At 69.4% G+C, this 22,581-nt stretch carries 19 protein-coding genes; 7 read left to right on the top strand and 12 right to left on the bottom strand.

Annotated elements, in window-relative coordinates:
• Positions 1-85: 85 nt before the first annotated feature.
• Positions 86-898, bottom strand: a complete 813-nt coding sequence (locus AB0B90_RS32315) for an SAM-dependent methyltransferase (protein WP_362926196.1) — start codon at positions 896-898, stop codon at positions 86-88.
• Between the two features lie 124 nt (positions 899-1,022).
• Positions 1,023-1,655, bottom strand: coding sequence for a helix-turn-helix domain-containing protein (locus AB0B90_RS32310; RefSeq protein ID WP_362926195.1), 633 nt, complete (start codon positions 1,653-1,655; stop codon positions 1,023-1,025).
• 233 nt (positions 1,656-1,888) lie between these two features.
• Between AB0B90_RS32310 and AB0B90_RS32305 the strand changes: the two genes are divergently transcribed.
• The gene (locus AB0B90_RS32305; protein WP_350945711.1) at positions 1,889-2,254 is read left to right on the top strand and encodes a response regulator; all 366 of its coding nucleotides are present in this window, start codon (positions 1,889-1,891) and stop codon (positions 2,252-2,254) included.
• 95 nt (positions 2,255-2,349) lie between these two features.
• Here AB0B90_RS32305 and AB0B90_RS32300 read toward each other — a convergent pair whose 3' ends face one another.
• Positions 2,350-3,045: a response regulator transcription factor gene (locus AB0B90_RS32300; RefSeq protein ID WP_350945710.1), complete on the bottom strand. Its 696-nt coding sequence runs from the start codon at positions 3,043-3,045 to the stop codon at positions 2,350-2,352.
• Positions 3,046-3,185: 140 nt separating this feature from the next.
• On the opposite strand from AB0B90_RS32300, the gene AB0B90_RS32295 reads away from it, so the two are divergent.
• Entirely contained in the window at positions 3,186-5,042 is a 1,857-nt protein-coding gene (locus tag AB0B90_RS32295) for a DUF4118 domain-containing protein (protein WP_362926194.1), read from the top strand.
• Between the two features lie 101 nt (positions 5,043-5,143).
• On the opposite strand, the gene AB0B90_RS32290 is transcribed toward AB0B90_RS32295, so the two are convergent.
• Positions 5,144-5,890 carry a HAMP domain-containing sensor histidine kinase gene (locus tag AB0B90_RS32290; RefSeq protein WP_350945708.1) on the bottom strand — a complete coding sequence of 249 codons (747 nt, stop codon included), beginning with the start codon at positions 5,888-5,890 and terminating at the stop codon, positions 5,144-5,146.
• Between the two features lie 483 nt (positions 5,891-6,373).
• Here AB0B90_RS32290 and AB0B90_RS32285 point away from each other — a divergent pair, with 483 nt between their 5' ends.
• Positions 6,374-7,684 carry a hypothetical protein gene (locus tag AB0B90_RS32285; RefSeq protein WP_350945707.1) on the top strand — a complete coding sequence of 437 codons (1,311 nt, stop codon included), beginning with the start codon at positions 6,374-6,376 and terminating at the stop codon, positions 7,682-7,684.
• 22 nt (positions 7,685-7,706) lie between these two features.
• Here AB0B90_RS32285 and AB0B90_RS32280 read toward each other — a convergent pair whose 3' ends face one another.
• From AB0B90_RS32280 to AB0B90_RS32260, 5 genes are all read right to left on the bottom strand, one after another.
• Entirely contained in the window at positions 7,707-9,383 is a 1,677-nt protein-coding gene (locus AB0B90_RS32280; RefSeq protein ID WP_350945706.1) for a hypothetical protein, read from the bottom strand.
• A gap of 594 nt (positions 9,384-9,977) precedes the next feature.
• A complete protein-coding gene (locus tag AB0B90_RS32275) occupies positions 9,978-10,193 on the bottom strand; it encodes an EF-hand domain-containing protein (protein WP_350945705.1) in 216 nt (71 codons plus the stop codon).
• 282 nt (positions 10,194-10,475) lie between these two features.
• Positions 10,476-10,832, bottom strand: a complete 357-nt coding sequence (locus AB0B90_RS32270) for a four-helix bundle copper-binding protein (protein WP_350945704.1) — start codon at positions 10,830-10,832, stop codon at positions 10,476-10,478.
• Between the two features lie 270 nt (positions 10,833-11,102).
• Positions 11,103-13,379, bottom strand: a complete 2,277-nt coding sequence (secD, locus tag AB0B90_RS32265) for a protein translocase subunit SecD (RefSeq protein ID WP_350945703.1) — start codon at positions 13,377-13,379, stop codon at positions 11,103-11,105.
• Between the two features lie 209 nt (positions 13,380-13,588).
• Positions 13,589-13,978 (bottom strand): hypothetical protein, encoded by a 390-nt coding sequence (locus tag AB0B90_RS32260; protein ID WP_362926193.1) that lies wholly within the window; start codon positions 13,976-13,978, stop codon positions 13,589-13,591.
• A gap of 116 nt (positions 13,979-14,094) precedes the next feature.
• On the opposite strand from AB0B90_RS32260, the gene AB0B90_RS32255 reads away from it, so the two are divergent.
• Positions 14,095-15,756 (top strand): alpha-amylase family protein, encoded by a 1,662-nt coding sequence (locus AB0B90_RS32255; protein ID WP_350945701.1) that lies wholly within the window; start codon positions 14,095-14,097, stop codon positions 15,754-15,756.
• Between the two features lie 87 nt (positions 15,757-15,843).
• On the opposite strand, the gene AB0B90_RS32250 is transcribed toward AB0B90_RS32255, so the two are convergent.
• Positions 15,844-16,263 (bottom strand): VOC family protein, encoded by a 420-nt coding sequence (locus tag AB0B90_RS32250; RefSeq protein ID WP_350945700.1) that lies wholly within the window; start codon positions 16,261-16,263, stop codon positions 15,844-15,846.
• Between the two features lie 688 nt (positions 16,264-16,951).
• On the opposite strand from AB0B90_RS32250, the gene AB0B90_RS32245 reads away from it, so the two are divergent.
• On the top strand, positions 16,952-17,170 hold the full coding sequence (locus AB0B90_RS32245; protein WP_350945699.1) for a helix-hairpin-helix domain-containing protein: 219 nt from the start codon (positions 16,952-16,954) through the stop codon (positions 17,168-17,170).
• 81 nt (positions 17,171-17,251) lie between these two features.
• Here the strand turns inward: AB0B90_RS32245 and AB0B90_RS32240 are convergent, their stop codons facing one another.
• Positions 17,252-18,760, bottom strand: coding sequence for a glycosyltransferase family 39 protein (locus tag AB0B90_RS32240; RefSeq protein ID WP_362926192.1), 1,509 nt, complete (start codon positions 18,758-18,760; stop codon positions 17,252-17,254).
• 327 nt (positions 18,761-19,087) lie between these two features.
• Between AB0B90_RS32240 and AB0B90_RS32235 the strand changes: the two genes are divergently transcribed.
• On the top strand, positions 19,088-20,548 hold the full coding sequence (locus AB0B90_RS32235) for a serine/threonine-protein kinase (RefSeq protein WP_350945697.1): 1,461 nt from the start codon (positions 19,088-19,090) through the stop codon (positions 20,546-20,548).
• 148 nt (positions 20,549-20,696) lie between these two features.
• On the opposite strand, the gene AB0B90_RS32230 is transcribed toward AB0B90_RS32235, so the two are convergent.
• A complete protein-coding gene (locus AB0B90_RS32230; protein WP_350945696.1) occupies positions 20,697-21,425 on the bottom strand; it encodes a hypothetical protein in 729 nt (242 codons plus the stop codon).
• A 517-nt stretch (positions 21,426-21,942) separates the two neighbouring features.
• On the opposite strand from AB0B90_RS32230, the gene AB0B90_RS32225 reads away from it, so the two are divergent.
• Complete coding sequence (locus tag AB0B90_RS32225) at positions 21,943-22,458, top strand: FBP domain-containing protein (protein ID WP_350945695.1); 516 nt, start codon at positions 21,943-21,945, stop codon at positions 22,456-22,458.
• Positions 22,459-22,581: the final 123 nt, after the last annotated feature.

The following is a 22,581-nucleotide window of genomic DNA, read 5'->3' as shown; positions in this document are numbered from 1 at the left end:
CCGTTGTCCGGCGGCCCCGAGGGGCACGGAAGGTGCCACGTGTCAGGGCCGCCCGTGGTCCGGCGGCCCTGAGGGCAGGGCGTGCTCAGGGCTTGCGTCCCACGGCGCAGAACTCGTCCACCTCGCGGAGGCCGCCGACGATCGGCGGTCCCGGACGCCAGAGCGGGCACGAGACCACGCCGGGTTCCACCAGTTCCAGCCCTTCGAAGTAGCTCTCGATCTGCTCGGGGCTGCGGAGGGTGTACGGGACCGAGCCGGCCTCGTTCCAGATGGCGATGGCCTTCTCGAACTCCACGCCCCGGATCACGTTGGTGCCGTCGGCGACCGCCAGGTAGCTGCCGGAGGGCAGGGCGGCGAGCAGGCGGCGGGTGATCGCCCGTCCCTCGTCGATGTCGGTGATGTGACCCAGGATGTTCATCAGCATCAGCCCGATGGGCCTGTCGAAGTCCAGGGTGTTCCCGGCGGCCTCCAGGATCCTGTCGGGGTCGCGCAGGTCGGAGTCGATGTACTCGGTCGCGCCCTCGGAGGTGCCCGTCAGCAGGGCGCGGGCGTGCGTGAGCACCATGGGGTCGTTGTCGACGTAGACGATGCGCGCGTCCGGGGCGACCCGCTGGGCGACCTGGTGGGTGTTGTCGACGGTGGGCAACCCGGTGCCGATGTCGAGAAACTGGCGGATACCGCCCTCACCGGCCATGTACTCGACGGCGCGGGAGAGGAACGCCCTGGACGAGCGAGCGATATCGACGATGTCAGGAAAAATACCGACGAACTGGTCGCCGATTTCGCGGTCGATGGCGTAGTTGTCCTTGCCGCCGAGCCAGTAGTTCCAGATGCGGGCGGAGTGGGCCACGCTGGAGTTGATCGTGGAGGCATCGTGCGGGGAGGTCTCGTCGGACACGGCCTGCTCTTTCTCTGATGCAGGGGAAGGAAGATCCTATTTTGCCATCTTGCCGGTTCTGTGCCGTTCTTGTCCGCATTTGTCTATTTATTTGATTATTTAGCTGACCTGCGGTGAGGAACCCTCAGGTCAGCGAGGCGGACAGCTCCTCGGCGGCGGCGACGACCCGGGGCCCCACGGTGTCCGGATCGAGCCGGGTGAAGGCGACCACGCCCACCGACGCCTCCAGCCAGGGGAGACCGGCCACCGGGGCGGCGATGCCTCTCGCCCCCTCCTGGAGCTGGCCCTCGGAGAGCAGATAGCCGGTGTGGCCCTCGCGCAGGGCGAGGATGGCCAGTCCCGCCGCACCCCGGCTCAGCGGGTGGCGGGAGCCCTCGCGATAGGCGACGTGCATGTTCGTCCAGGAGGGTTCGACCACCGCCACGGCGAGGCCGTCGTCGCCCTCGGCCACCGTGAGGTGCGCGGTCGCCCCCACCTCCTCGGCCAGCCCGCGCAAGGCGGGAAGGGCGCCCTCCCGCAGCAGCGGTTGCACGGCACGGGCCAGGACGAGGACCCCGAAGCCCAGATGGACGCGCCCGCCCCCGTCCCTGCGGACGAAGCCCTCGCTCTGGAGGCTGGTGAGCAGCCGGTACACCGCCGGGCGGCTCAGCTCCAGCTCCGCCGCCAGCTCCGTGGGGGTGTGACCCCGCCGCCCGTCGGCGAGCAGGCGCAGCAGACGCAGGCCGCGCTCCAGGGTCTGCGAGGATTCGGCCGGCATCTAGGAGGCCCACTGAGCTGGAAGCATGTCCCGATTATCGCTCGGTATCCGGGATGACCGTTGGACGGGACCACGCTGCGATCATCGCCGCCACCCCGGTGCGGGCCGGAGGTTCCTTGCGGGACGGGCATCCCGGCAGGAGGCGGGAGCCGGTCGACCGTAGAAGCACTCCCGCACCGGATTTGCCCGCTAGCTGCAATGTCAGGGAGTCCTCCCCCTGACATCCTTGATGTGTGGCCATACGCTGTCTCATCGTCGACGACAACGATCACTTCCGCAGTGCCGCCCGCGCGCTGCTCGAAGGGGAGGGGATCGCCGTGGTCGGCATGGCAGCAGAGAGCGGCGACGCCCTCCGGCAGGTCGACGACGCCCGGCCGGACGTCGCGCTCGTCGACATCGATCTCGGTGAGGAGAACGGCTTCGAGGTGGCTCAGCAGCTTGTGGACGGTCGCCGCCGCCCTCCGCACGTCATCCTGATCTCGACGTACGAGGAAAGGGACTTCGAAGAGATGATCGCGGGCAGTCCCGCCGTCGCGTTCCTCTCGAAATCAGCCCTTTCCGGGGCGGCGATCCGGGAGATCCTCCAAGAGGCCCGCTAAGGAGGGGACCTCTGCGGCCTCTGCGGTACGGAGACGCGGAGGCATGGTCACAGGTGACGTCGTGCTTTGTGGCCGACGTCCTCGCCGATGACCTCTCAGCGGGAGTCGAGGAAGGTGAGCACGGCGAGAACGCGGCGGTGGTCGTCCTCCGTCCCCGGGATCTGCATCCTGGACAGGATGCTGTGCACGTGCTTCTCGACCGTCCCCTCGGTGATCCAGAGCTTGTGTGCGATGCCGGAATTGGAGCGCCCCTCGGCCATCAGGGACAGGACCTCCATCTCACGCGTCGTGAGAAGTTCCAGCGGGTCGTCCCTGCGATGGGACCTGATGAGCTCCTTCACGAGGCTCGGATCGACGACCGAGCCGCCCTGGGCGATGCGCTCAAGCGTCTCCACGAAGTCCTCCACGCCGGTGACCCGGCTCTTGAGCAGGTAGCCGACCCGATGTCCCGTCGCGAGAAGCTCCATCGCCTCCTCCACCTCGACATGTGCCGACAGCAGGAGGATCCCCGTCTCGGGAAACTCCTCGTGGATCACCCGCGCCGCGTCAAGGCCCTCGTTGGTGTGGGTCGGAGGCATCCGGATGTCGAGAATGACGAGATCGGGTTGGTGCAGCCGGACGAGGGCGAGGATCCCCTCCGCGTCCCCGGCCTGGCCGACGACCTCCAGGCCCGACCGCGACATGAGGCTCGCCATCCCCTCGCGGAAAAGCACGTCGTCGTCCGCCAGCGCTATTCTTATGCGGTCCTCGCCCACCGCTCTCGCCCCCTTTCCCACTGCTTCCCGCCGCATTCTTGTTACAGAAATGGTCATGCGATATAAAAGGATTTATTCCTTTGTCACTCCGAGTGGCCGTCTATGCGCCGCCAGGCCGGAATACGGCCGGACGGGAGCCGTCGACCCCCCTCTGACATGCGAGTATCTTAGTCTCTATGCCGGAACGGCTGCTGTCGTTGTTGCTGCGCACAAAGCGTCCACCCCTTTCGGTGGGGATCATCTGTGTCGTCCTGAGTGTCGCGGCGGGAGTCCTGCTGTCTCTTCTCCTGGAGAGCATGGCTCCGGGAATTTCGCTGGGAGGGATCTATCTTCTCGGCATTCTGCTGATCTCGCTTGAGTGGGGGCTGGGACTGGGGCTGGTGACCGTGGTCGCCAGCGCCGCAGCCTTCGACTACTTCAACCTTCCGCCCCCGGGGACCTTCTTGCTCGAGACACGCTGGCTCTGGGCACCGCTCCCGATCTTCATCGTCGTAGGACTGGCGACCAGCGCGATCGCGGCACTGGCACGCTCGCTGGGGATCCGGGCGGAGCAACGTCGTCGCGAGGCGGACCTCTCCACCCGGCTGGCCCACATCCTGTTGCGCGCGGAGAATCTGCGGGCGGCGCTGCCACCGGCCTCGCGTCTGCTGGCGGAGGCCATGGAGGCGCCGAACGCGGAGATCCGGCTCGGGGCGGTGCCCGCGGAGGAGGGGGGAGAGGCGCTGCCGCTCATGGAGAACGACGTCAGGACCGGCACGCTGCTCCTGCCCGCCCGCCTTCCCGAGGCCGTACGAAGGCGCCTGCGTGAGCGGATGGTGCCCTCCCTGGAGGCGCTGCTGCTGGCGGCCCGTGATCGCGAGAACACCGGGATCGCCCTGGCGGCGAACCGTGACAAGCTCCGCCGGATCGCGGAGGAGCAGATGGCGCTGCGTCGCGTCGCGACACTCGCGGCGCAGGGCATCTCCTCGACGGAGCTGTTCAGCGCGGTCGCCTCCGAGGTCGGCTCCCTCATGGAGGCGGACCACGCGGCGATCACTCGCTACGACCCCGGCCACGTGACGGTGGTGGGCTCGTGGAGCCGGCAGGACTGCCTGGAGAAGACGCTGCCCGTCGGCTCGGAGTGGCCGCTCGACGAGGTGAGCCTCACGGCCATCATGCTGAGGACGGGGCGTCCGGCACGAAGGACCGATTACGTGACAGGCGACGGGCCGATCGCGAGGTGGTCGAAGGCAGGAGGGATCGTCGCGGGGATGGGTGCTCCGGTGATCGTCGACGGGAGCCTGTGGGGCGGGCTGCTCATCTTCTCCAGCACCTCGCAAACGAAGTTCGAGGAGATGGAGGAACGCCTGACGGACTTCGCCGAGCTGGTCGGTACGGCCATCATGAAAGCCCAGACCCGCGCCGATCTCGCCGCCTCCCGCGCCCGAATCGTCGCCGCGTCCGACGAGACCCGCCGCCGCATCGAGCGCGACCTGCACGACGGAGCCCAGCAGCGCCTGGTCTCGCTCGGGCTCGAACTGCGCGCCATGGAGACGGGCGTGCCACCGTCGATGACGGAGCTGAGGAAGCAGATCTCCCACACGGTTCACGGGCTGACCGGGGTCGTGAACGATCTGCAGGAGCTCTCCCGCGGTATCCACCCGGCGATCCTCTCGAAGGGCGGGCTCGTGCCCGCGCTGAAGACGCTCGCGCGCCGCTCCGCCGTTCCCGTCGATCTCGAACTCGCCTCCGTCCCGCGCCTGCCGGAGCGCGTCGAAGCGGCCGTCTACTACACGGCGGCGGAGGCGCTCACCAATGTGGTGAAGCACGCGAACGCCTCCGTGGTGTACGTCACCCTGGGCATGAACGGATCGGGTATCCGGCTCTCGGTCCGCGACAACGGAAGCGGGGGAGCCGACTACGGCAAGGGGTCGGGGCTCATCGGGCTCAGGGACCGCGTCGAGACGCTCGGCGGCAAGCTGAAGGTCGTGAGCAAGGAGGGGGAGGGGACAGCGCTCTCGGTGACGGTGCCGGTGGTGACGACGCCTTCGTGACGACGCCTTCGTGACGGTGTCTTCGTGACGGTGTCTTCGTGACGGTGCCGAAGGGCGATCGCGGCTCGCCGGTGACGGGCGGAGGGAGATCGGGCCCGGCGTCAGAGGTGTTCGGACACCTGGTGATCGGCGAGCGGAAGGCGGAGGACGAAACGCGCGCCGCCCATGGCGGAGTCCTCCACGTCGATGGTTCCCCGATGGGCCGTGGCGATGTCACGGGCGATCGTGAGGCCGAGTCCGGTGCCTCCCCGGGTGCGGCAGCGTGCCGTGTCCAGGCGGGTGAACCGCTCGAAGATCCTTTCACGGTCGGCGGCGGCGATGCCGTCACCGTCGTCGGCGACCGCGAGCTCGCCGTACCGGCCGTTCTTGCGCACCTCGATCAGCACCGCGTTCCTGGCATGGCGCTGGGCGTTGTCCAGGAGATTGGTGAGGAGGCGGGTGATCTCCACGTCGACGACGTTCGCCCGCACGCCGGGGACGAGCCGCAGCCGTACGGGGACGCCCTTTTCGTGCCGCGAGACCGCGGCGCGGACCATTTCCGCCAGATCCACGTTGACGAACGAGTCGGGAGGGTTCGCCCCCACCTTGGCCAGCACCAGCAGGTCGGTGACGATCGTCTGGAGTCGGCCGACGCCCTCCAGCGCGTCGTCCAGAAGCTCGTCCAACTCCGTCTCGTCGGGGTGTAGCCGTGCTTCTTCCAGGAGTGTCCGAAGCCCGGCGATCGGCGTGAAAAGCTCGTGCGAGGCGTCGGACACGAAGCGGCGCTGCTGGGTCAGCGAGTGATCGATTCTGCTTCTGGCGCTTTCCAGCCGGTTCAACAGATTGCCGGTCGCCAGTGCGAGATTCATGATCTCGTCTGCCCCTGGAAGGCCGTGGAATCCATTGCTCAGATTCTTGGCACGCGGCGACATGAGAGTCCGTTTCGATATGCGTTGAGGAGTCCTGTTTCGTCGACGGCGGTGGAGTTTCTCACCCACGGCCTGACGGCCTGGGGAGTCCTCCCGCTCTGGACAGTTACCCACGTCATCATCATTACCTGGTCCGTCGCCCGTCGTCTGCGCTGGCAGCCTCCGTTCGGCACCCCATGCCACCGGGCTCCGGGCATTCCCGCTAGCCGTAATGCCCGGGTCCTCTCGCGGGGACGGTCCGCCGCGCGAGACCGGGATCGGTCCACGCAGGTGCGACGGGGGGTGGCCGGTGTGATGGCTGGTATGGGTTCGACGGGATATATCGGAATGCTGATGATTCCCTGACCGGGGCTGTCGGGTCCACCATGATCTGGGTAAAGTGCGGGTCGATCGTTTTGTCCAGTTTGCCGGGGAGTTCAGACCATGCGACTTACACTGCGCCGGGCCCTCGCCACGGGCGCCACGCTCGCGCTCGTCGGTGTCATGACCCCCGCGGCCGCGTACTCGCAGGACGATCCCCGCAGCTGTAACGACACGATGGGACCCGACACCCCGGCCTACGTCGTCTGCCACTGGCTGGCCAAGCCAGAAGAGGCCCTCGGGGTCGCGCTGTTCTGGGGGGCCGACGACAACGCCAACCTCAAGGAGGCGACCCCGAGCGACGGCAAGTTCATCGACTGCTCGGCCGCCGGCTCGGTCTGCCCGGAGCCGCCCGGTGGCGGTGCCGAGGGCGACGAGAACTCCCCCTTCCCCGAAGGGGCCGGAGAGGGCGGCCTTCCCGAGTGCGAGGAAGGGCAGCCGTGCTCGGTCGACGGACACGGTGAGGGCGGCGACGGCACGCCCTCCAGAGCCGAGCAGACCGGCGCCTCCACCGCCAAGAACGTCCAGGACCCCGCGGTCGCGGCCGCGGCGCTCACCCCCGCAGGCCAGGCGATCACCGCGGCGAAGGCCCTGCAGCTGAGGGTCTGGATCGACACCGAACTGGCCGACGACTGGAAGGCCGGCACCGAGACCTTCACCGCCGCCGTCAAGCGCATCGGCGCGCTGGCCGCGCGCCCCGAGGTCGCGGGCATCCGGTTCACCTCCCAGCTGGGCTACAACACCACCTTCACGACGAACGAGGAGGTCGCCGCGTTCGTCACCGCGGCCTCCGACGCCCTCCGCCAGGCCGCGCCCGGCAAGCGGCTGGGCATCCACACGGTGGTGCCCGAGCTCGCCTGCGGCGCGAACGACACCTGCAAGGCCGAGATGCGCAAGCGGTACCCGCTGCTCACCCCCGAGAAGATCGAGTCTCCCCTGATCGCGGGCCGCGTCGACCAGATCTCCCTGGACACCGGCCTGCTGTACGGCGGCTACGACGCCTGGAAGATCAACGCCGAGCAGGCCCACCTCAACCAGTGGATCCAGGTCCGCGCCCGGTCGTGGGACGTTCTCGCCCAGGTCGCCGCCGAGGAGACCGGGATCGTCGGCGAGGTGACCGCGGAGAAGGTCGTCTCCCGGCTCTCGACGCCCGTCAAGGACAACGCCGCCCAGCAGGTGAACGTGTGGACGAGCGTCCAGGACGCCCAGGGAACCGTGAAGAGGCTGACCGCCTGGGACCAGCTGAAGAAGCTCGCCCCGATCCAGCGCCGCCTCGCCGCCGTCTACAACCCGGCCAACCCCGAGACGGACGTGACCGCCGACCTCAAGAAGCTCTCCGAGGTCTTCGGCCAGATCTATCTCAAGACCGCCTGACGCGTCGCGGCCCTTTCCCGCGTCACGTTCTCCCGAGATCGGCGAGATGCTCCATGGCGGTGAGGTCGATCTCCATCGCGCTCGTCCCGGGGGGCAGGCCCAGCGCCTGAACCGTACCGGGGCGCAGCTGGCCCGCATGGCCCAGCACGGCCTCGCCGACGAGGAGCTCCAGACAGCGTCCCGGCAGCCAGGGCACGTACTCGGTGGGCCGGGTGACCAGCCCGGCCCCCATGACGTGCGCCGCCGTACGCGCGGCGTCGACCGCGCGGGCCCACGACGACTCGCCGGTGAGGGCGGCGGCGAGGTGCCTGGGCTGGGCGGGGATCGCGGCCGCCAGCGCGTCGAGCTGGGCGCCGGTGGGGCGGCGGTCCGCGCGGGGGCGGGGCGGAGGGGCGTCGCTCGTGAGGGGGGCGAAGACCACTCCCTGCTCGAAGAGCGCGGGGACGAGGTTTCCCCGTTTGAGGTTCAGGCCGAGCGTCGTGAGCAGCCCGGGGAGAAGCGTGGTGCGCAGCGACGGCTCGTGCGGGCTGATCGGGTTCGTGAGCGTGAGCGTGGCGCGGCGCGGATCGTCGGGTGCCAGGCCGAAGGCGTCCCAGGCGGCGTCGCAGACGAAGGGGAAACCGGGCGTCTCGACGTATCCCGCTCTCGCCAGCGCGTGCCCGATCCGCCGCCGCAGGTCCTGTGACGGGGGCAGCCCTCCACCGGCCTCCCGTCTTCGGGTGCTCCCTGCGCGGTGACCGCCGCGCGCCAGCGGAATGATCTCCATGTCGGGCACGGCCCGCGCGGCGGGAACGGCCCGCGTCATCGCCGTGTTCGTGACCCTGTCCAGGGGAAGGAGCATGGGCCGCGACCTGCCGGGGGCGAACCCGTCCATCTGAAGGGGAAATCGGATGTCGCCGTCGACGACGTCGCGTATGTCCTTCAGTCCGTGCCGGAGCATCAGCGTGCGCTCGATGCCCATGCCGAAGGCGAAGGCGCCGTATCTGTGCGGATCGACACCGCAGGCGGCCAGCACCCGGGGATGGACCATGCCGCACCCGCCCCACCCGATCCACCCCTCTCCACCGCACGTCCCGCACGGATCCGAGGAGGCCCCTTCCCGGAGCGCCCTCGCCGGGTCCTCCTTCGGGAGGTCACGGCAGACCGCGCACTCCACGTCCACCTCGGCCGACGGGTCGGCGTAGGCGAACCGGCGGGCGCGGAGCCGGATCGCCGTGCCCCTGCCGAACATGGAGACGGCGAAGTGGTCGAGGGTCTTCTTCAGGTCGACCATGGTGAGGCCCACGTCGACGGCGAGGCCCTCGACCTGGTTGAACACCGGGCTGTGGGTGACGTCGGCCGCCTCGGGGCGGAAGACGCGGCCCGTGCAGATCACCCGGAGGGGCGGGGGCGTGCCGAGCATCGCCCTCACCTGCACCGGTGAGGTGTGCGTACGCAGCAGGAGGCCCGACCTCCGGCCGGAGCCCGCGGGGTTCTCGATGTGGAAGGCGCGTTCCGGGGCGCGGGCGGGGTGGCCGTCGTCCATGTTGAGTGCGTCGAAGGCGAACCACTCGGCCTCGACCTCGGGCCCCTCGACGACGTGATAGCCGAGGTCGAGGAAGAGATCGGTCATCTGCTCGGCCATGATCGTCACCGGATGCCTGGCCCCACGCGAGTCATGCGGCGCACTCCCCGCGCTGCCGCTGGATGCGCTCCTCATTACTGCTTCTGCCCTCTTCCTCTGTGAGGCTTCCCGGCAGGGCCGGCTCTTGAGGCGGTCAGGCGAGAGCCGCCGGATCGCTTTTGGCCGGGATGTGACGGGAAGCAAGCGGAAGCGCGGATCGTGGCGACCGGACGACCTCACGCGTGAGACGCGAGATCACCTTCTGGAAAGGGATGGGCGTGCGAAAACCACTCGGGAACATCGGTGTTCACACGTCAACCCGAGCCTTCGCTACGCCTTGCGCTCATATGACTACCCAAAGTTATTGCCAGGTCAATGGCGCGTCAACATGCCACCAGGTCGGCGACGGGAACGGCGGTGAAGGCGGGGGTAAGGCCGGCGCGGGGCCGAGGGGGGAGGGCCGGGGTGAGACGGGAGGGCGGGGGTGGAAACGGCGGGACCGGATCCGATCGGGGCCCCTGCCCGGGGGTGGGGGCCTTGATCGGATCCGGTTCGTCGGCCGATCCGGGGTCCGGTGCCCGGATCGGCTCCGGATCGGCTCCGGGACGCCGGGGCCGACTCGGCCTGAGGCGTCCGGGGCGGGCCCGAGTGCTCAGGTCGATTCGGTGAGGTGTTCGGATCGGGGGAAGGTCAGCTCGGCCGGGTCTGGGCGAGGTAGTCGGCGAACTCCTCCAGGGAGATGAGGCCGTCGCCGTCCTGGTCGATCCTGGCGACGGCCGCCGCGGCCGCCTCCGGGGTGATCGGCTGGCCGAGCACCTCCATGAGTCTCGTCAGTTCGGGGATCGAGATGAGGCCGTCACCGTCAACATCAACGATCTTGAAAGTTGTCGCGTAGTCGTCCGCCACGATTGCATCCGCCTTCGGCAGCAGGGAAATCAGACGCCAAGCACACTAGCGGGATTCGAGGCGCGTCTTCCGCTGGAAAGCGGAGTATTCACGCGGAAAGGGGGCGCCGCCGATTCGATCGGCGGCGCCCCCTTCGAAACCGCGTCCCCTCACGTCGTCCCGCGTTCCGACGGCGTCATACCTGCGGCGTGGACGCAGGTATGGGCGCCGGTACGGACATCGGCCGCGCGGGTGATGCGGATGTCGATGTCGGACGGCCCGGTAAGGGCAGGGCGGGACGGTTCAGGCCCGTGCGCCGGCCATGGCCTGGCACGCCTCGGCGCATGCCCGGCAGGCGTTGGCGCACTCCTTCAGCATCGCGTCGCCGTTCATGGACATGCACGCCTCGGCGCACTTGCTCGCGACCTTCGCGCACATCGCGGCCATCTCCATCGCCATCGGCGACTGGCGCATCATCATGTCCGCGCACATACGGGTTATGTCGGAGCAGTCCATGAGCGGGGCCATCATCGCCATGTCGGCATGCTGACCCCCCTGCCTCAGGCAGTAGGACATGGTCTGCTCGCAACGGCTGTGGCTCTCCATGCAGGCATCGATGCACTTCTGCATCTGAGGGCTCATCTTCACCGCGTGACTCATGCTTTCTCCCCGTTTTCGTGACCGGCATCGTTTTGACGGCCATAGGTGTCGCAACAGGGTTGTGCCCCTGCCGGATACCTCTGCTCGCCGGGGAGTTCCGCCTTTAGTCGCAGATGGAAATAGTTTTGTGTATGAATTCACCCTTAATTTGTAGGATTAACGGGAAAAGGAGGGCGGCGGCCCGAGCACCGTGCTCGGACCGCCGCCTGGCCTCCGTTCCCGGGTCCGTCCCCGGGCCTCGGCCAGATCACCTCGGTCGGATCGCCGTTGTCAGACCACCGCGCCCGAACCCTCGCGAGGCCGGGCCGGCCCCTTCCGCTTGGGCGAGGGCGGAGTGCCGGGGCTGCGCTTCTCCAGTTCGATGGCGATCGGCCCCGCGACCAGCGCGGAGGAGAGCGTGCCGACGACGATTCCGATCAGCAGCGCCACCGCGAAGTCGGTGAGCGAGTCACCGCCGAGCACCGCGAGCGCGGCCAGGATGAACAATGCGCCCAGGCCGGTGTTGACCGTACGGGGGATCGTCTGCAGGATCGAGGTGTTCGTCACCTCGGCGAACGAGGCCTTCGGCCGCGCTCCCCACAGTTCGCGGACCCGGTCGAAGACCACCACCTTGTCGTTGACCGAGTAGCCGATCACGGTGAGCATCGAGGCGAGGAACACCCCGTCCACCGGCTTGCCCATCCACGCGAACGCGCCGATCACGATCGTCGCGTCGGCGGCGAGGGCGAGCACCGCCGCCAGCCCGAACGTCCAGCGGAACCGGAAGGCGAGATAGGCGAGCTGCGCGGCGAGCGCGACCCCCAGCGCGATCAGCGCGTTGCGGCGCAGCTCGTCCCCGAGGCTCGGCCCGATGAGCTCGTCACGCTCCTTGGTGACCTGCGCGCCCTGGCTCTCCAGCGCGTTCTCGATCCGCACCACCTCGGCGGGGCTGATCTGCCCGGTCCTTACGGAGATGTCGTCGCCGGAGGTCTGCACCACCGCGTTGGGGAACCCGGCCTCACTGACGAGCGCGCGGGCGGCGTCGGCGGTCATCGGGGTGCTCGAGGAGTACTCCACGAGCCTGCCCCCGGTGAACTCCACGCCGAAGTTGATCCCGCGCACCGCCACTCCCGCCACGGAGGCGGCCACCAGCACGCACGTGACCAGGAGATACAGCGCGCGGCGGCCCATCAGGTCAGGCTTGTGCGTGTTCAGCCAGGTGCGGACGCGGCCGATGCTGGACAGGCCGGTCATCCTGGGCCGTGCGGCCACGCCCTGGAGGGACACCGCCCACTGGGCGATGACGCGGGTGATGACCATCGCGGTGATCAGCGAGGCGATCACGCCGATGCTCAGCGTGACGCCGAAACCGCGTACCGGTCCGGACGCCAGGAAGAACAGGAGTCCGGCGGCGAGCAGCGTGGTGATGTTGGAGTCGGCCACCGCGCTCCAGGCGTTGCGGAAGCCCTTCTCCAGCGAGCCCCGCAGCCCCGGCTCCGCCTCGTACTCCTCCCGGGCCCGCTCGAAGACCAGCACGTTGGCGTCGACCGCCATGCCGATCGCGAGCACGAAGCCCGCCAGTCCCGGCAGGGTGAGTGTGGCGCCGAGCGCCACGAGCGCCGCGTACGAGATCAGCGCGTAGCAGGCGAGGGCGAAGGCGGCGATGAGGCCCACCAGCCGGTAGATCACGATGATGAACAGCGCGGTGAGGATGATGCCGATGACCGCGGCCTGGGCGCTCGCGGTGATCGCGGCGGCGCCGAGCGTCGGGCCGACGGTCCGCTGCTCGACGATCTCGACGGGCACCGGCAGCGAGCCGCCCTTGATCAGCAGAGCGAGGTCCGCGGCCTCCTCCGCGGTGAAGGTGCCGGTGATCTGGGTGGAACCTCCGGCCAGGCCGACGTTGCAGCCCACGCTCTCGTTCACCTGGGGTGAGACGATCACCTTGGAGTCGAGCACGATGGCGACCCTGCGCTTGGGGTCGCCCGGCTGGTTGCAGGCGGCCTGGCCGGTCAGCTCGGCCCACTCCGCCCGTCCGTTGTCGCGGAAGTCGACGGTGACGAACCAGCCGCTGCCCTGCTGTGCGTCGATCCCCGCCTGGGCGTCGCTGACGCCGTCACCGGTGAGCGCGGCCGGTCCCACGTGCAGCGGGCTGCCGTCCTCGTCGGGCAGGATCAGCTCGCCGTCCTTGGGCTTGGTCTCGTCGGCGGGGTTGGGGACGGCGATGACGGGGTGGAAGGTGAGCTGCGCGGTCTTGCCGATGACCTCGGCGGCCTTGGTCGGGTCCTGCACGCCCGGCAGTTCCACGATGATGCGCCGCTCGCCGGAGCGGGCCAGCGGCGCGTCCGCGACGCCCAGGCCGTCGGCCCGGCGGCGGAGCACCTCAAGGGTGCGGTCGGTGGCCGCCGCGTCGGCCTTGACGGTCGGTGAGTCCTGGGTCTCCAGTACGAGCTGGGTGCCGCCGCGCAGGTCGAGACCGAGGCGCGGCGACATGGTCAAAGCGATGAACAGCGAGGTGGCGATGACGGCGAACGCCGCCACCGCGCGTACCACCGGGGCACGCGACATGGAAGCCTCCACAGGCTGGGAAATTGTCCTCGGGAATGCCGGAGGTGCCTTTTCGTGGACGTCGGCATGTCTCGCGTACGGGAGCAGCGCTTTCCAGGCGCGACGGCCTTTCGGAAGGACGACCTTCGAAAAGGCGGCCTTCCGGCCCTTGGGGGAAGGAAAGGCGTTCTCCCGGTACGGCGAAAGGCCCGGAGGGGCTCCGGGACGGTTCAGCCGACGGTGGAGGCGGGCGGTGCGCGCCCCGGCCTGACGAGCAGGGCCGCGAGCGGGCGGGTGTCGTCGTCGCGGGCCGGACGGGTGCTCCGGCCGGTGGCGAGGGAGAGGTGCCGGAGGTCGGACGGCGGGGTCGCGAGCGGATGGCCGCCCCCGCCCCCCAGCAGGCCGATCCCCGCGACGGAGAGACCGGAGACGAGGGCGTTCCTGTGCCCGACGTCGGAGACCGGTCGGGAGGGCCGCTGGTGCTCGCCGGAGACCTGGGCGACGGTGGAGTGCCGCAGGAGGACGGCGGCGCCGCCCCCGCTCAGCCCTCCGGAGACGAGCATCGGCAGCAGGAGGGCGAACAGCCAGCCGAAGGGCGCGCCGCGCCTCAGCTGTCGCATGATCTCCTCCTGGCCATCCGTCCACCGTAACGTGTCGGAGGCCCCGCGATCCCATCGACGTCGACCCAGTGTCGGCGTTGTCTCATAAAAAGGTCAAGGGAGGGTAGTGCGGACGCATGCGCCTCACCTATACAGCTGATCTGTGGTGGAAGAACGCCGTCGTCTACTGCCTGGACGTGGAGACCTACAAGGACGGGAACGGTGACGGCATCGGTGATTTCCGGGGCCTGACCCAGGAGATCGACCATCTGGACCGGCTCGGGGTGACCTGCATCTGGTTGATGCCGTTCTATGCCACCCCCAGCCGCGACGACGGTTACGACGTCAGCGACTTCTACGCGATCGATCCCCGGCTGGGCACCCTTGGCGACTTCGTGGAGTTCATGCGCACCGCCAGGGACCGGGGGATGCGGGTGATCGCCGACCTGGTGGTCAACCACACCTCCGACGAGCACCCCTGGTTCAAGGAGGCCCGCTCCAGCCGCGACTCCGCCAAACGCGACTGGTACATCTGGCAGGACGAGCCCGACCCCGTCGATCCCAAGGCGATCGTCTTCCCCGACAAGGAGGACAGCCTCTGGGAGCTGGACAAGAAGACCGGCCAGTACTACTACCACAGCTTCTACAAGACCCAGCCCGACCTGAACACGGCGAACCCGCAGGTCCGCGACGAGATCGTGCGCATCGTGGGCTTCTGGATGGAGCTCGGCCTGTCGGGCTTCCGGGTGGACGCGGTGCCGTTCCTGATCGAGGAGATCAGCGGCGACCCGCACGAGTTCCTCGCCGACCTGCGCGCCTTCATGAACCGCCGCGACGGCTCCTCGATCCTGCTGGGCGAGGTGAACCTGCCCTACCCGGAGTTGCTGAAGTACTTCGGCGACTCGGGGAACGGCGACGAGGTCACCATGTGCTTCGACTTCATCGCCATGCAGCGCTTCTATCTGTCGATGGCCCGCCAGAACCCCGAAGCCCTCGCCGACGCGCTGCGCGACCGGCCGGACCCGCCCGACGACTCCCAGTGGGCGATGTTCGTCCGCAACCACGACGAGCTGACCCTGGACAAGCTCACCGAGGCGCAGAAGCACGAGGTCTTCGACGCCTTCGGCCCCGACAAGAACATGCAGCTGTACGACCGGGGCCTGCGCCGTCGCGTTCCGCCGATGCTCGGCGGCGACATGCGGCGGATCAAACTGGCCTACAGCGTGCTGTTCTCCCTGCCGGGCACACCGGTGCTCTTCTACGGCGAGGAGATCGGCCTCGGTGAGAACCTGAAGGCCGAGGGCCGGATGGCGGTCCGGGTCCCGATGCAGTGGTCGGCGAAGGGCGGCTTCTCGCCCAACCCCAAGACCAAGGTCTCCGCGCCCGCCGGCAAGTTCGGCCCGCGCAACGTCAACGTCGAGGACCAGCGCCGCGACCCGGACTCGCTGCTGAAGTGGATCATGCTGCTGATCGAGCGCTACCGGGAGTCGCCCGAGCTGGCCTGGGGGAAGTACGAGATCCTGGACGCCGGTGACACGGCGGTGCTGGCCCACCGGGCCGACGCCGAGCGCGGCACCGTGGTCGCCGTCCACAACTTCGCCGACCGCGAGGCGAAGGTGGATCTCGTGCTCGAAGGTCTCGGCGACCGCGACAAGCTGGTCGACCTGCTGGTGGACGGCACCCTCGATCTGCCCGCCGACGGCCGGGTGAAGTTCACCCTGGAGCCGTACGGCACCCGCTGGCTCCGTACCTCCCTCCGTGACGCGGCGCCGGAGGAGACCTCGGTCAAGAGCGAGTGACAGGGCCGGGAGACCACCCCGGACCACGTCCGGGGTTCCTCCCGCGGGCCGCCGGCCTGACGACCGGGGCCTGAGAGCCGGAAAAGATCAAGGGGCGATCTCCTGGGGCCCCGGGGCCTCTCCCAGCTCGGTGAAGAGCGTGAGCTGGAGCCCGGCCGGCCCCTCAAGGCGGGAGTTGAGCGAGTTCCACGGGGTCCGGACGGGTTCGGCGATCACCGTGGCGCCGGCCCCGGCCAGCTCGGCGGTGACGGCGGGCGAGTCGTCCACCTCGAACGCCACCCGGATGTGCCCGGCCACCCTCCGTCCCACCTCGACCCGGTCGATGAACTCCGCCTGCGACGGGTCGGCGATCTCCAGGGTGGCCCGCCCCGCCTCCAGGATCGTCACCCGGCCGTCGGGCGAGGAGTACGCGGCCCGCTCGGGCAGGCCGAGCACGTCGCGGTAGAAGCGCAACGCCTCGTCGTAGTCGTCGGCGGTGACGACCAGGCGCAGCTCTCGAACGGTCATGACGGCTCCCAGGGTGATCGCGGATCTCTCGACCACGACAGCACGACCACCGGCGTCCGGCATTCCCGCGGACCGGTCGTTGGCCGGTGTTTCGCGTTCTCGCCGGGTCACAACGCCTTGTGACGCTCCCCCTCGCCGGGTCACAACGCCTGGTGACGGGCGTGCCCCGGTTTGCCGCGCCTTGTCGCGGGGGTCGGTCGGCCCGGATGTGAGGACATCTCCCGATGCGCATATGCTGCGCATCGTCGTTTTCATGTCAGGCAGTGCCTAAAAGGGGCCAAGCGTCCAGAGGGAGAAGCTCACCGTGTACAAGGAGTTCGCGATCGAGGCCGTGGTCTGGGTGATCCCCGTCGTAGTGCTGCTCGGACTCGCTTTCATGATCACTGCCTGACCCGGAATCCCGGCGCGGACCTCGCCGCCGACGCCGGGATCCCCGAGGAGCTCCGACGCGCCCGGTTTCCGTGGGAACGGTTTCTCCAAGGTCGCCCGATGTCCGCGATCGTTCAACGCTCGTGATCACTCGACGCCCGGTACGCGCCTCACCGGTTTTGTCGTAGGGGCATGCCAAGCTTGCGCCACCGTGCCGCGGGTTTCCACGGCACGGGGTCCCCGGCATGCCGGGTCCCCACGGCGCGGTGTTCTCCCGCGTCGCCGGGCGACCGGCCGCCCGTTCCCCCGAGGAGACGTCATGACGACCCCAGGCCAGGGCGACGTTCCCACCGACATCCCCGCCGGCATCGGACGTCCCGCGGGCAGGGCTCTCGCCGCGGCCGGTTACACGACGCTCGCCCAGGTGGCCGCCACGACCGAGAAGGATCTCCTGCGGCTGCACGGCGTGGGCCCCAGGGCGATCCGCCTGCTGCGCGAGGCCCTCGCCGAACGCGGGCTCACCCTGCCCGCCAGGTAAGCCCATCCGGAGGACCCGAGCCCCGGGAAACCTGGAGGACCCGAGCCACAGGAAAGACGGCCGGTTCGCCATCGGGGGAGGTCAGCTGTGGTGCCGCATCTGGGGCCAGAGCCGCGGCCAGGGCAGCAGCGGGTCACGGCAGACGAGGACGGGCAGGTTCTGCTCCTCGTTGGACAGGCCGACGCCGTTGTCGATCCTGCCGCGCTCCTCGCAGGCGGTGAACGCGCGGGCGTAGCCGCCGGGGGAGTCGGTCACCACCACGGCGACCCGGGCGGACGCGGGCGGCGGGCCGCGCCAGTAGAGCTCGTTGTGCCCGCTGTGGACCTCGGGAAGGCCGTACTGGTCGGCGTAGCGGTCCAGCGCCCCGGCCTCGCCGTAGTTGTCGGTGAGGAGCACGGCCCGTGCGCGCTCCTCGGGCGTGAGCCCGTCGACCACCGCCGCGACCCGCGCGGCGAACTCCGGCCATCCGATCGACTCGCGCGCCACCTCGTTGATCCCGGCGACCGGGGTGCCCTCCAGGGCAGAGGGAGGGATCACCGGCAGCGCGATGACGACGGAGGTGACCGCGTTGACCGCGAGCGCGCCGACGACCAGTACGCGTCGCCCCCCACCCGAGGACATCCACCGGACGGCCGGGCCGCACCCCGCCGCGAAGAGCAGCACGAGCAGGCCCGCCACGTAGTCGGGGCGCCCGCCGGAGTAGAGCGTCAGCGCGCAGGCCAGTGGATAGGCGAGGGCGAGGCAGCGCAGGCGGGGTTCTCGCCACAGCCGTACGGCGCCGACCACCTGGAGGACCGCCTGCGGCGGGCCGAGCAGCAGGAACTGCAGCGGCAGGAAGGCGAGACGGTTGCCCGAGCCCTCGTCCGCCTCCAGCGCCCCGGCCATCACCAGCTGCGGCCAGCCGTGGGTCGCCTGGTAGACCAGGTTGGGTGCGGCGATCACGAGCGCGAGCAGCGCGCCGAGCCAGAGCCCACGCTCCCGCAGCACGTCGCGCGGCCCCGCCACCAAGACCCCCACCCCCAGGCTGACCAGGAACAACACGATCAGCTGCCGGTTGTACGTCGCCACCCCCGCGACGGCGCCCACAGCGAGCCACCAGCGGCCGTCGCCACGCAGCGCCCGTACGGCGAACAGCGCCGCCGCGACCCAGAACGGAAGATCGACACCCAGGGTGAGCAGGGAGTGCCCGCCGATCAGGAGCAGGCTCGTGGTGGCGATTCCCGCCGCGGCGACGATCTGCGTCCCGCGGTCGCCGCCGAGCTCCCGGGCCAGGAGGGCGACCAGGACGACGGTGAGCGACGCGATCAGGGCGGGAACGACGCGCAGGGCGACCACGGTGTCGCCGAACACGGCGACCGAGGCCCGCGCGATCAGCGGGGTGAGCGGCGGGGTGTCGAAGTATCCGAGGGCGGGGTGTTCGCCCAGCATCCGGAAGTACAGCTCGTCCCGGTGGTAGCCGTAGCGTGGGCTCGCGACCAGCAGCACGGCGAACGCGGCGAGTGCGACCGCGCCGACGGGCCGCCCGGCGAAGGGGGCGGCCGGTGCGGTCGTGCCTGGGGTGCGCGGGGCGGAGGGGGAGGTGGCGGGCACCCGTTCATCATCGGCTTTCGACGCCGGTGACGCGAGGGGGTTTTCGGTTCGCTCGCCGTTCGATGCGGGAGGTGATTCCGAGCCGCTCGGCATTCGGGGCGGGGGCGATCCCGGTGCGCCTGTTATCCAGGACGGGGAACGACCCCGAGTCGCCTGTTATGATCACCGCGGAAAGTCCGGCGAGGATGCTCACAAAGAACATCGATTTACGCGACGTGAAACCGATGAACGATTCGAGGGACTGTGCGCCGATGATTCCGGCGAACGATTCGAGGAACCGTGCTGAGATGATTCCGATCGAAGGATGATCAAGGGGGGCGGAGACCGATGGACAACGCGGGGTGGGCGGTCGATGTTCCCCGAGGATATCGCGTCGGTGAATGGCGGGTCGGCAGGCCCGTCGCCACGGGGAGTTGGGGGAGCGTCTATGTGGGGGTTCGGGACGGGGAGGACTCGACGCCCTCGGCGTTGAAGTTTCTGCCCACGGGGACGGTCACCCGACGGCAGCTGAAACATCTCATGGAAATGACGCAGCGGGAAATACGTCTGCACAGCAGGCTCCAGCATTCCCGGCTTATTCGATTACACGAAACGCTTGTCGTCGACGATCAGGAGAATCCCGATCTCGACGGCGCGTGTGTTCTGGTGATGGACCTGGCGGAACGGTCGCTCGCCGATCTGATCCGAGCGGGGGAACCCGTTCCCGACGCGCCGAGGCTGATCGCCGAGATCTGCGAGGGAATAGCGTACATGCACGCCGAGAAATGGGTGCATGGAGATCTCAAGCCCAACAACGTGCTCATGATGGCCGACGGTTCGATACGTCTCGCCGACTTCGGCCTGAGCACCGAGATAGACGGGACCCACGGCTATCTTCCCCCGATGGGCTCGGTGGACCACGTGCCTCCCGAACGCTGGGGCGAGTCCGTGACCGAACGGGGACACGCCGTGCGCTTCTCGGCCGACGTCTGGGCGCTGGGCGTGATGGCGTGCCGGCTGCTCACCGGCCATCTTCCCTTCAGCGCCCCGACCGCCCGCGCGCGCTACGTCGCCGCCGTCGAGTACGCGGCAGGCGAGCGCCCCCTGACGCTCCCGGTCTCGCTTCCCGAGACCTGGCGTTCCTGGGTGAGTGACTGCCTCGCCCCTGACGCGAGGCTCCGGCCCAGTGCGGCCCGCCAGCTCTACCGGGCGCGGGTGCTGGCCGGTACCACCGAGGCCCCGCCGCGGCGCACGGGCATCCGGTCGGCGGGGATGGTGGCCGCGGCCTTTCTGGTACTGGCCGGCGCGTCGGGGGCCGGGATGGTCGACGCGTCCGTGGCCGATCCGTTCGGGCGCTGGTTGCGTGCCGATTCCGACATCCCCCGGGAGTACCGCGCCCTGATCGTCGAAGCCGGCACCATGTGCGACGAGCCGGGCCTGAGCCCGGCGCTGGTCGCCGCGATACTGAAGACGGAGAGCGGCTTCGACGCGCGACTGCACGACGTGGAGAAAGACGAGTACGGCCTCGCGCGCTGGACGCCGTCGGTGCTGCAGTACTACCTGCCCGCCGACCGTCGAGGCGTCATTCTCACCCCGCCCCTGTCGCCGGAGGACACCATCCCCGCCGTCGGCCGCTATCTGTGCGTACGTCTCCCTCTGCTGGCCGGGGTGCCCGGAGATCCAGGCCTCCTGGGAGCCGCGGCCTTCCGCTCCTCCGACGGGGTGATCCGGGAGGAGAACGGGGTTCCCGAACGGTTCCGGTCGTTCGTCGAACGGGTGCGGAAGCACCGGGCCGAATACCAGCCGTGATCGCGTGGAGGGGCGCCGCGGGCGTCAGCCGTGATCGCGTGGAAAGGCGTCGGACGTCAGCCGTGATCGGGCGGAGGGGGCGTCCGCGATCGCGCGGAGGGGGCGTCGGCCGTGATCGCGGGGAGGGGGCGCCGGGCGTCAGCCGTGATCACAGGCTCAGTCGCTGCAGGTGCTCCTCCCGCACCAGATCGAAGCGCAGCGCGACGGAGACCAGCGCGGCGCGTTGCCAGTCGGCCTTGCGCGAACCGGCCGACGGTTTGACGCGCAGTTTCTTACGCGCCAGATAGTCGATGTGGAAGTTGACCGCCGCGCGGGTCAACCCCTCGCAGCCGGGCACCTCGCGCAGCAGCTCCAACACCTCCGGCACCGTCGGGATGACCGAGGAGGCGCAGTCGCGAAGGCGCGGTTCGCAGAGCGCGACCAGCACGAGGAAGTATTTCGCCGTCTCGTCCAGGGAGAAGCTGGAGATCGTCGGCTCGCCGACCGTCAGACTCTCGGGTGTGTCGGGGTCGATGAAACTGTGCTGCGAGGCGAACACCAGGAAGGAACAGGCGCCGCCCGCCACCGGAAGCACCACGCGGGCGAACTCGAACGGCACGGGCGCCGCGACCCGCCGAGGAGCCACCTTGAGGAACTCTCCTCCGCCTTCGGGATTCTCCACGACCAGGGTGGAATTACGGCTGAGGTTGGTGAGCAGCCAGTAATCCTCCATGGCATGGATGACCCCGGCCCGCCTGGAGATCTCCGGATGATCCAGCGGAAAGTCGACGGGGACGCTCGCCGTCCCGCGACCAAAAACGATCTCGTGGCCTGGGGCAAGCTCGATGACGGCCGGTTCGGCGCCAGAGCCTTCGGCCTGTAAGAGGATCGTTCGCATCCACCCGCCCTAACAGCACCCTGGAAGCTTCCAGGTTCCCTGGTCCTCAGCCTATGCCGAATGCTGTTCTCGTCCGTGCTGGATTTACCGGGGCTCAGCGCGTTGACGGCCGCTGTTCGGCGAGGGCCGAAAACGGCATGAGATTCCCTCGGGGAACGGAACGCCTCGTCCGAGTCAGGGCCGCTGAAGCGGTGGCCGGCCCCCACGGGGACCGGCCACCGTCTCTTTCCCGTCGCCTTTCGGCCGCCGAGCCGTGGAAAAATCCCTCGACGTCCTCCGGGACGTGCTGAGACACTGGCCGCTGCCCGAAGAGCCGAGAGCACCTCGGCCCGGCCGAGCCCTGCCCCGGCCTGCCCATCCGGGTCCGACCTGGTCCGATCGGTCGGCGGACTGGCCTAACCTGTCCTGGTCGCGCATGACCTGACCGCTCGCGGGCCGGTGGAGGCGCCGAGCGCGGCGCCGGCGGAGGCGGGGCGCGGGGAGGTTTTCCGATGATCGTGGTAACGGTAGGTGAGTGATGAATCCGGTCGGCGAGAAAGAGATACGCAGAGCCTTCGTCAACTGTTCCAAGGGGGAGGCGAGCAGGATCAACCTGCCCAGGGGCCTGCCCGAGCTCCCCTGGGCCGACCTCGACTTCCTCGGCTGGCGCGATCCTGGGGCTCCCGACCGGGGTTACCTGGTCGTCGAGCGGCAGGGCGAGCTCGTCGGCGTCACCCTGCGCGTCGCGCAGGATGTGCGCAGGGGTTTCACCAAGAGCACCGTGTGCTCGATCTGCGTGACCCCCCACTCCGGCAGCGGGGTCGCCCTGTTCGTCGCGCCCAGGGTCGGCGCCGCGGGCCGCCAGGGCAACACGGTCGGCACCTACATCTGCGCCGACCTCGCCTGCTCCCTCTACATGCGGGGCATCAAACGGTCGGAGGCCGGCGTGCGGTTCGAGGAGACGCTCACCATGGAGGAGCGGATCGCGAGGACCACCGTCAACCTGGAGGACTTCCTGGACAAGGTCTTCGACGGCGACCTGCGTTCGGCGTGACCTGATCGCGGTCCGCGCGAGGGCGGGTCAGGACAGACGGCCGGAGCAGGCCGCGCCGGTGCCTGGCCGACAAGAAGATGGTTGCGCTTCCCGGAGATCGGGGCGGCGACGGAGCCGGCTGGG

It is taken from the genome of Streptosporangium sp. NPDC049078 (genome assembly GCF_040648855.1).
In the GTDB taxonomy this organism is placed as follows: domain Bacteria; phylum Actinomycetota; class Actinomycetes; order Streptosporangiales; family Streptosporangiaceae; genus Streptosporangium.
Note: the sequence above shows the minus strand (reverse complement) of the source record. Positions and strands in the feature narration are given on the sequence as shown.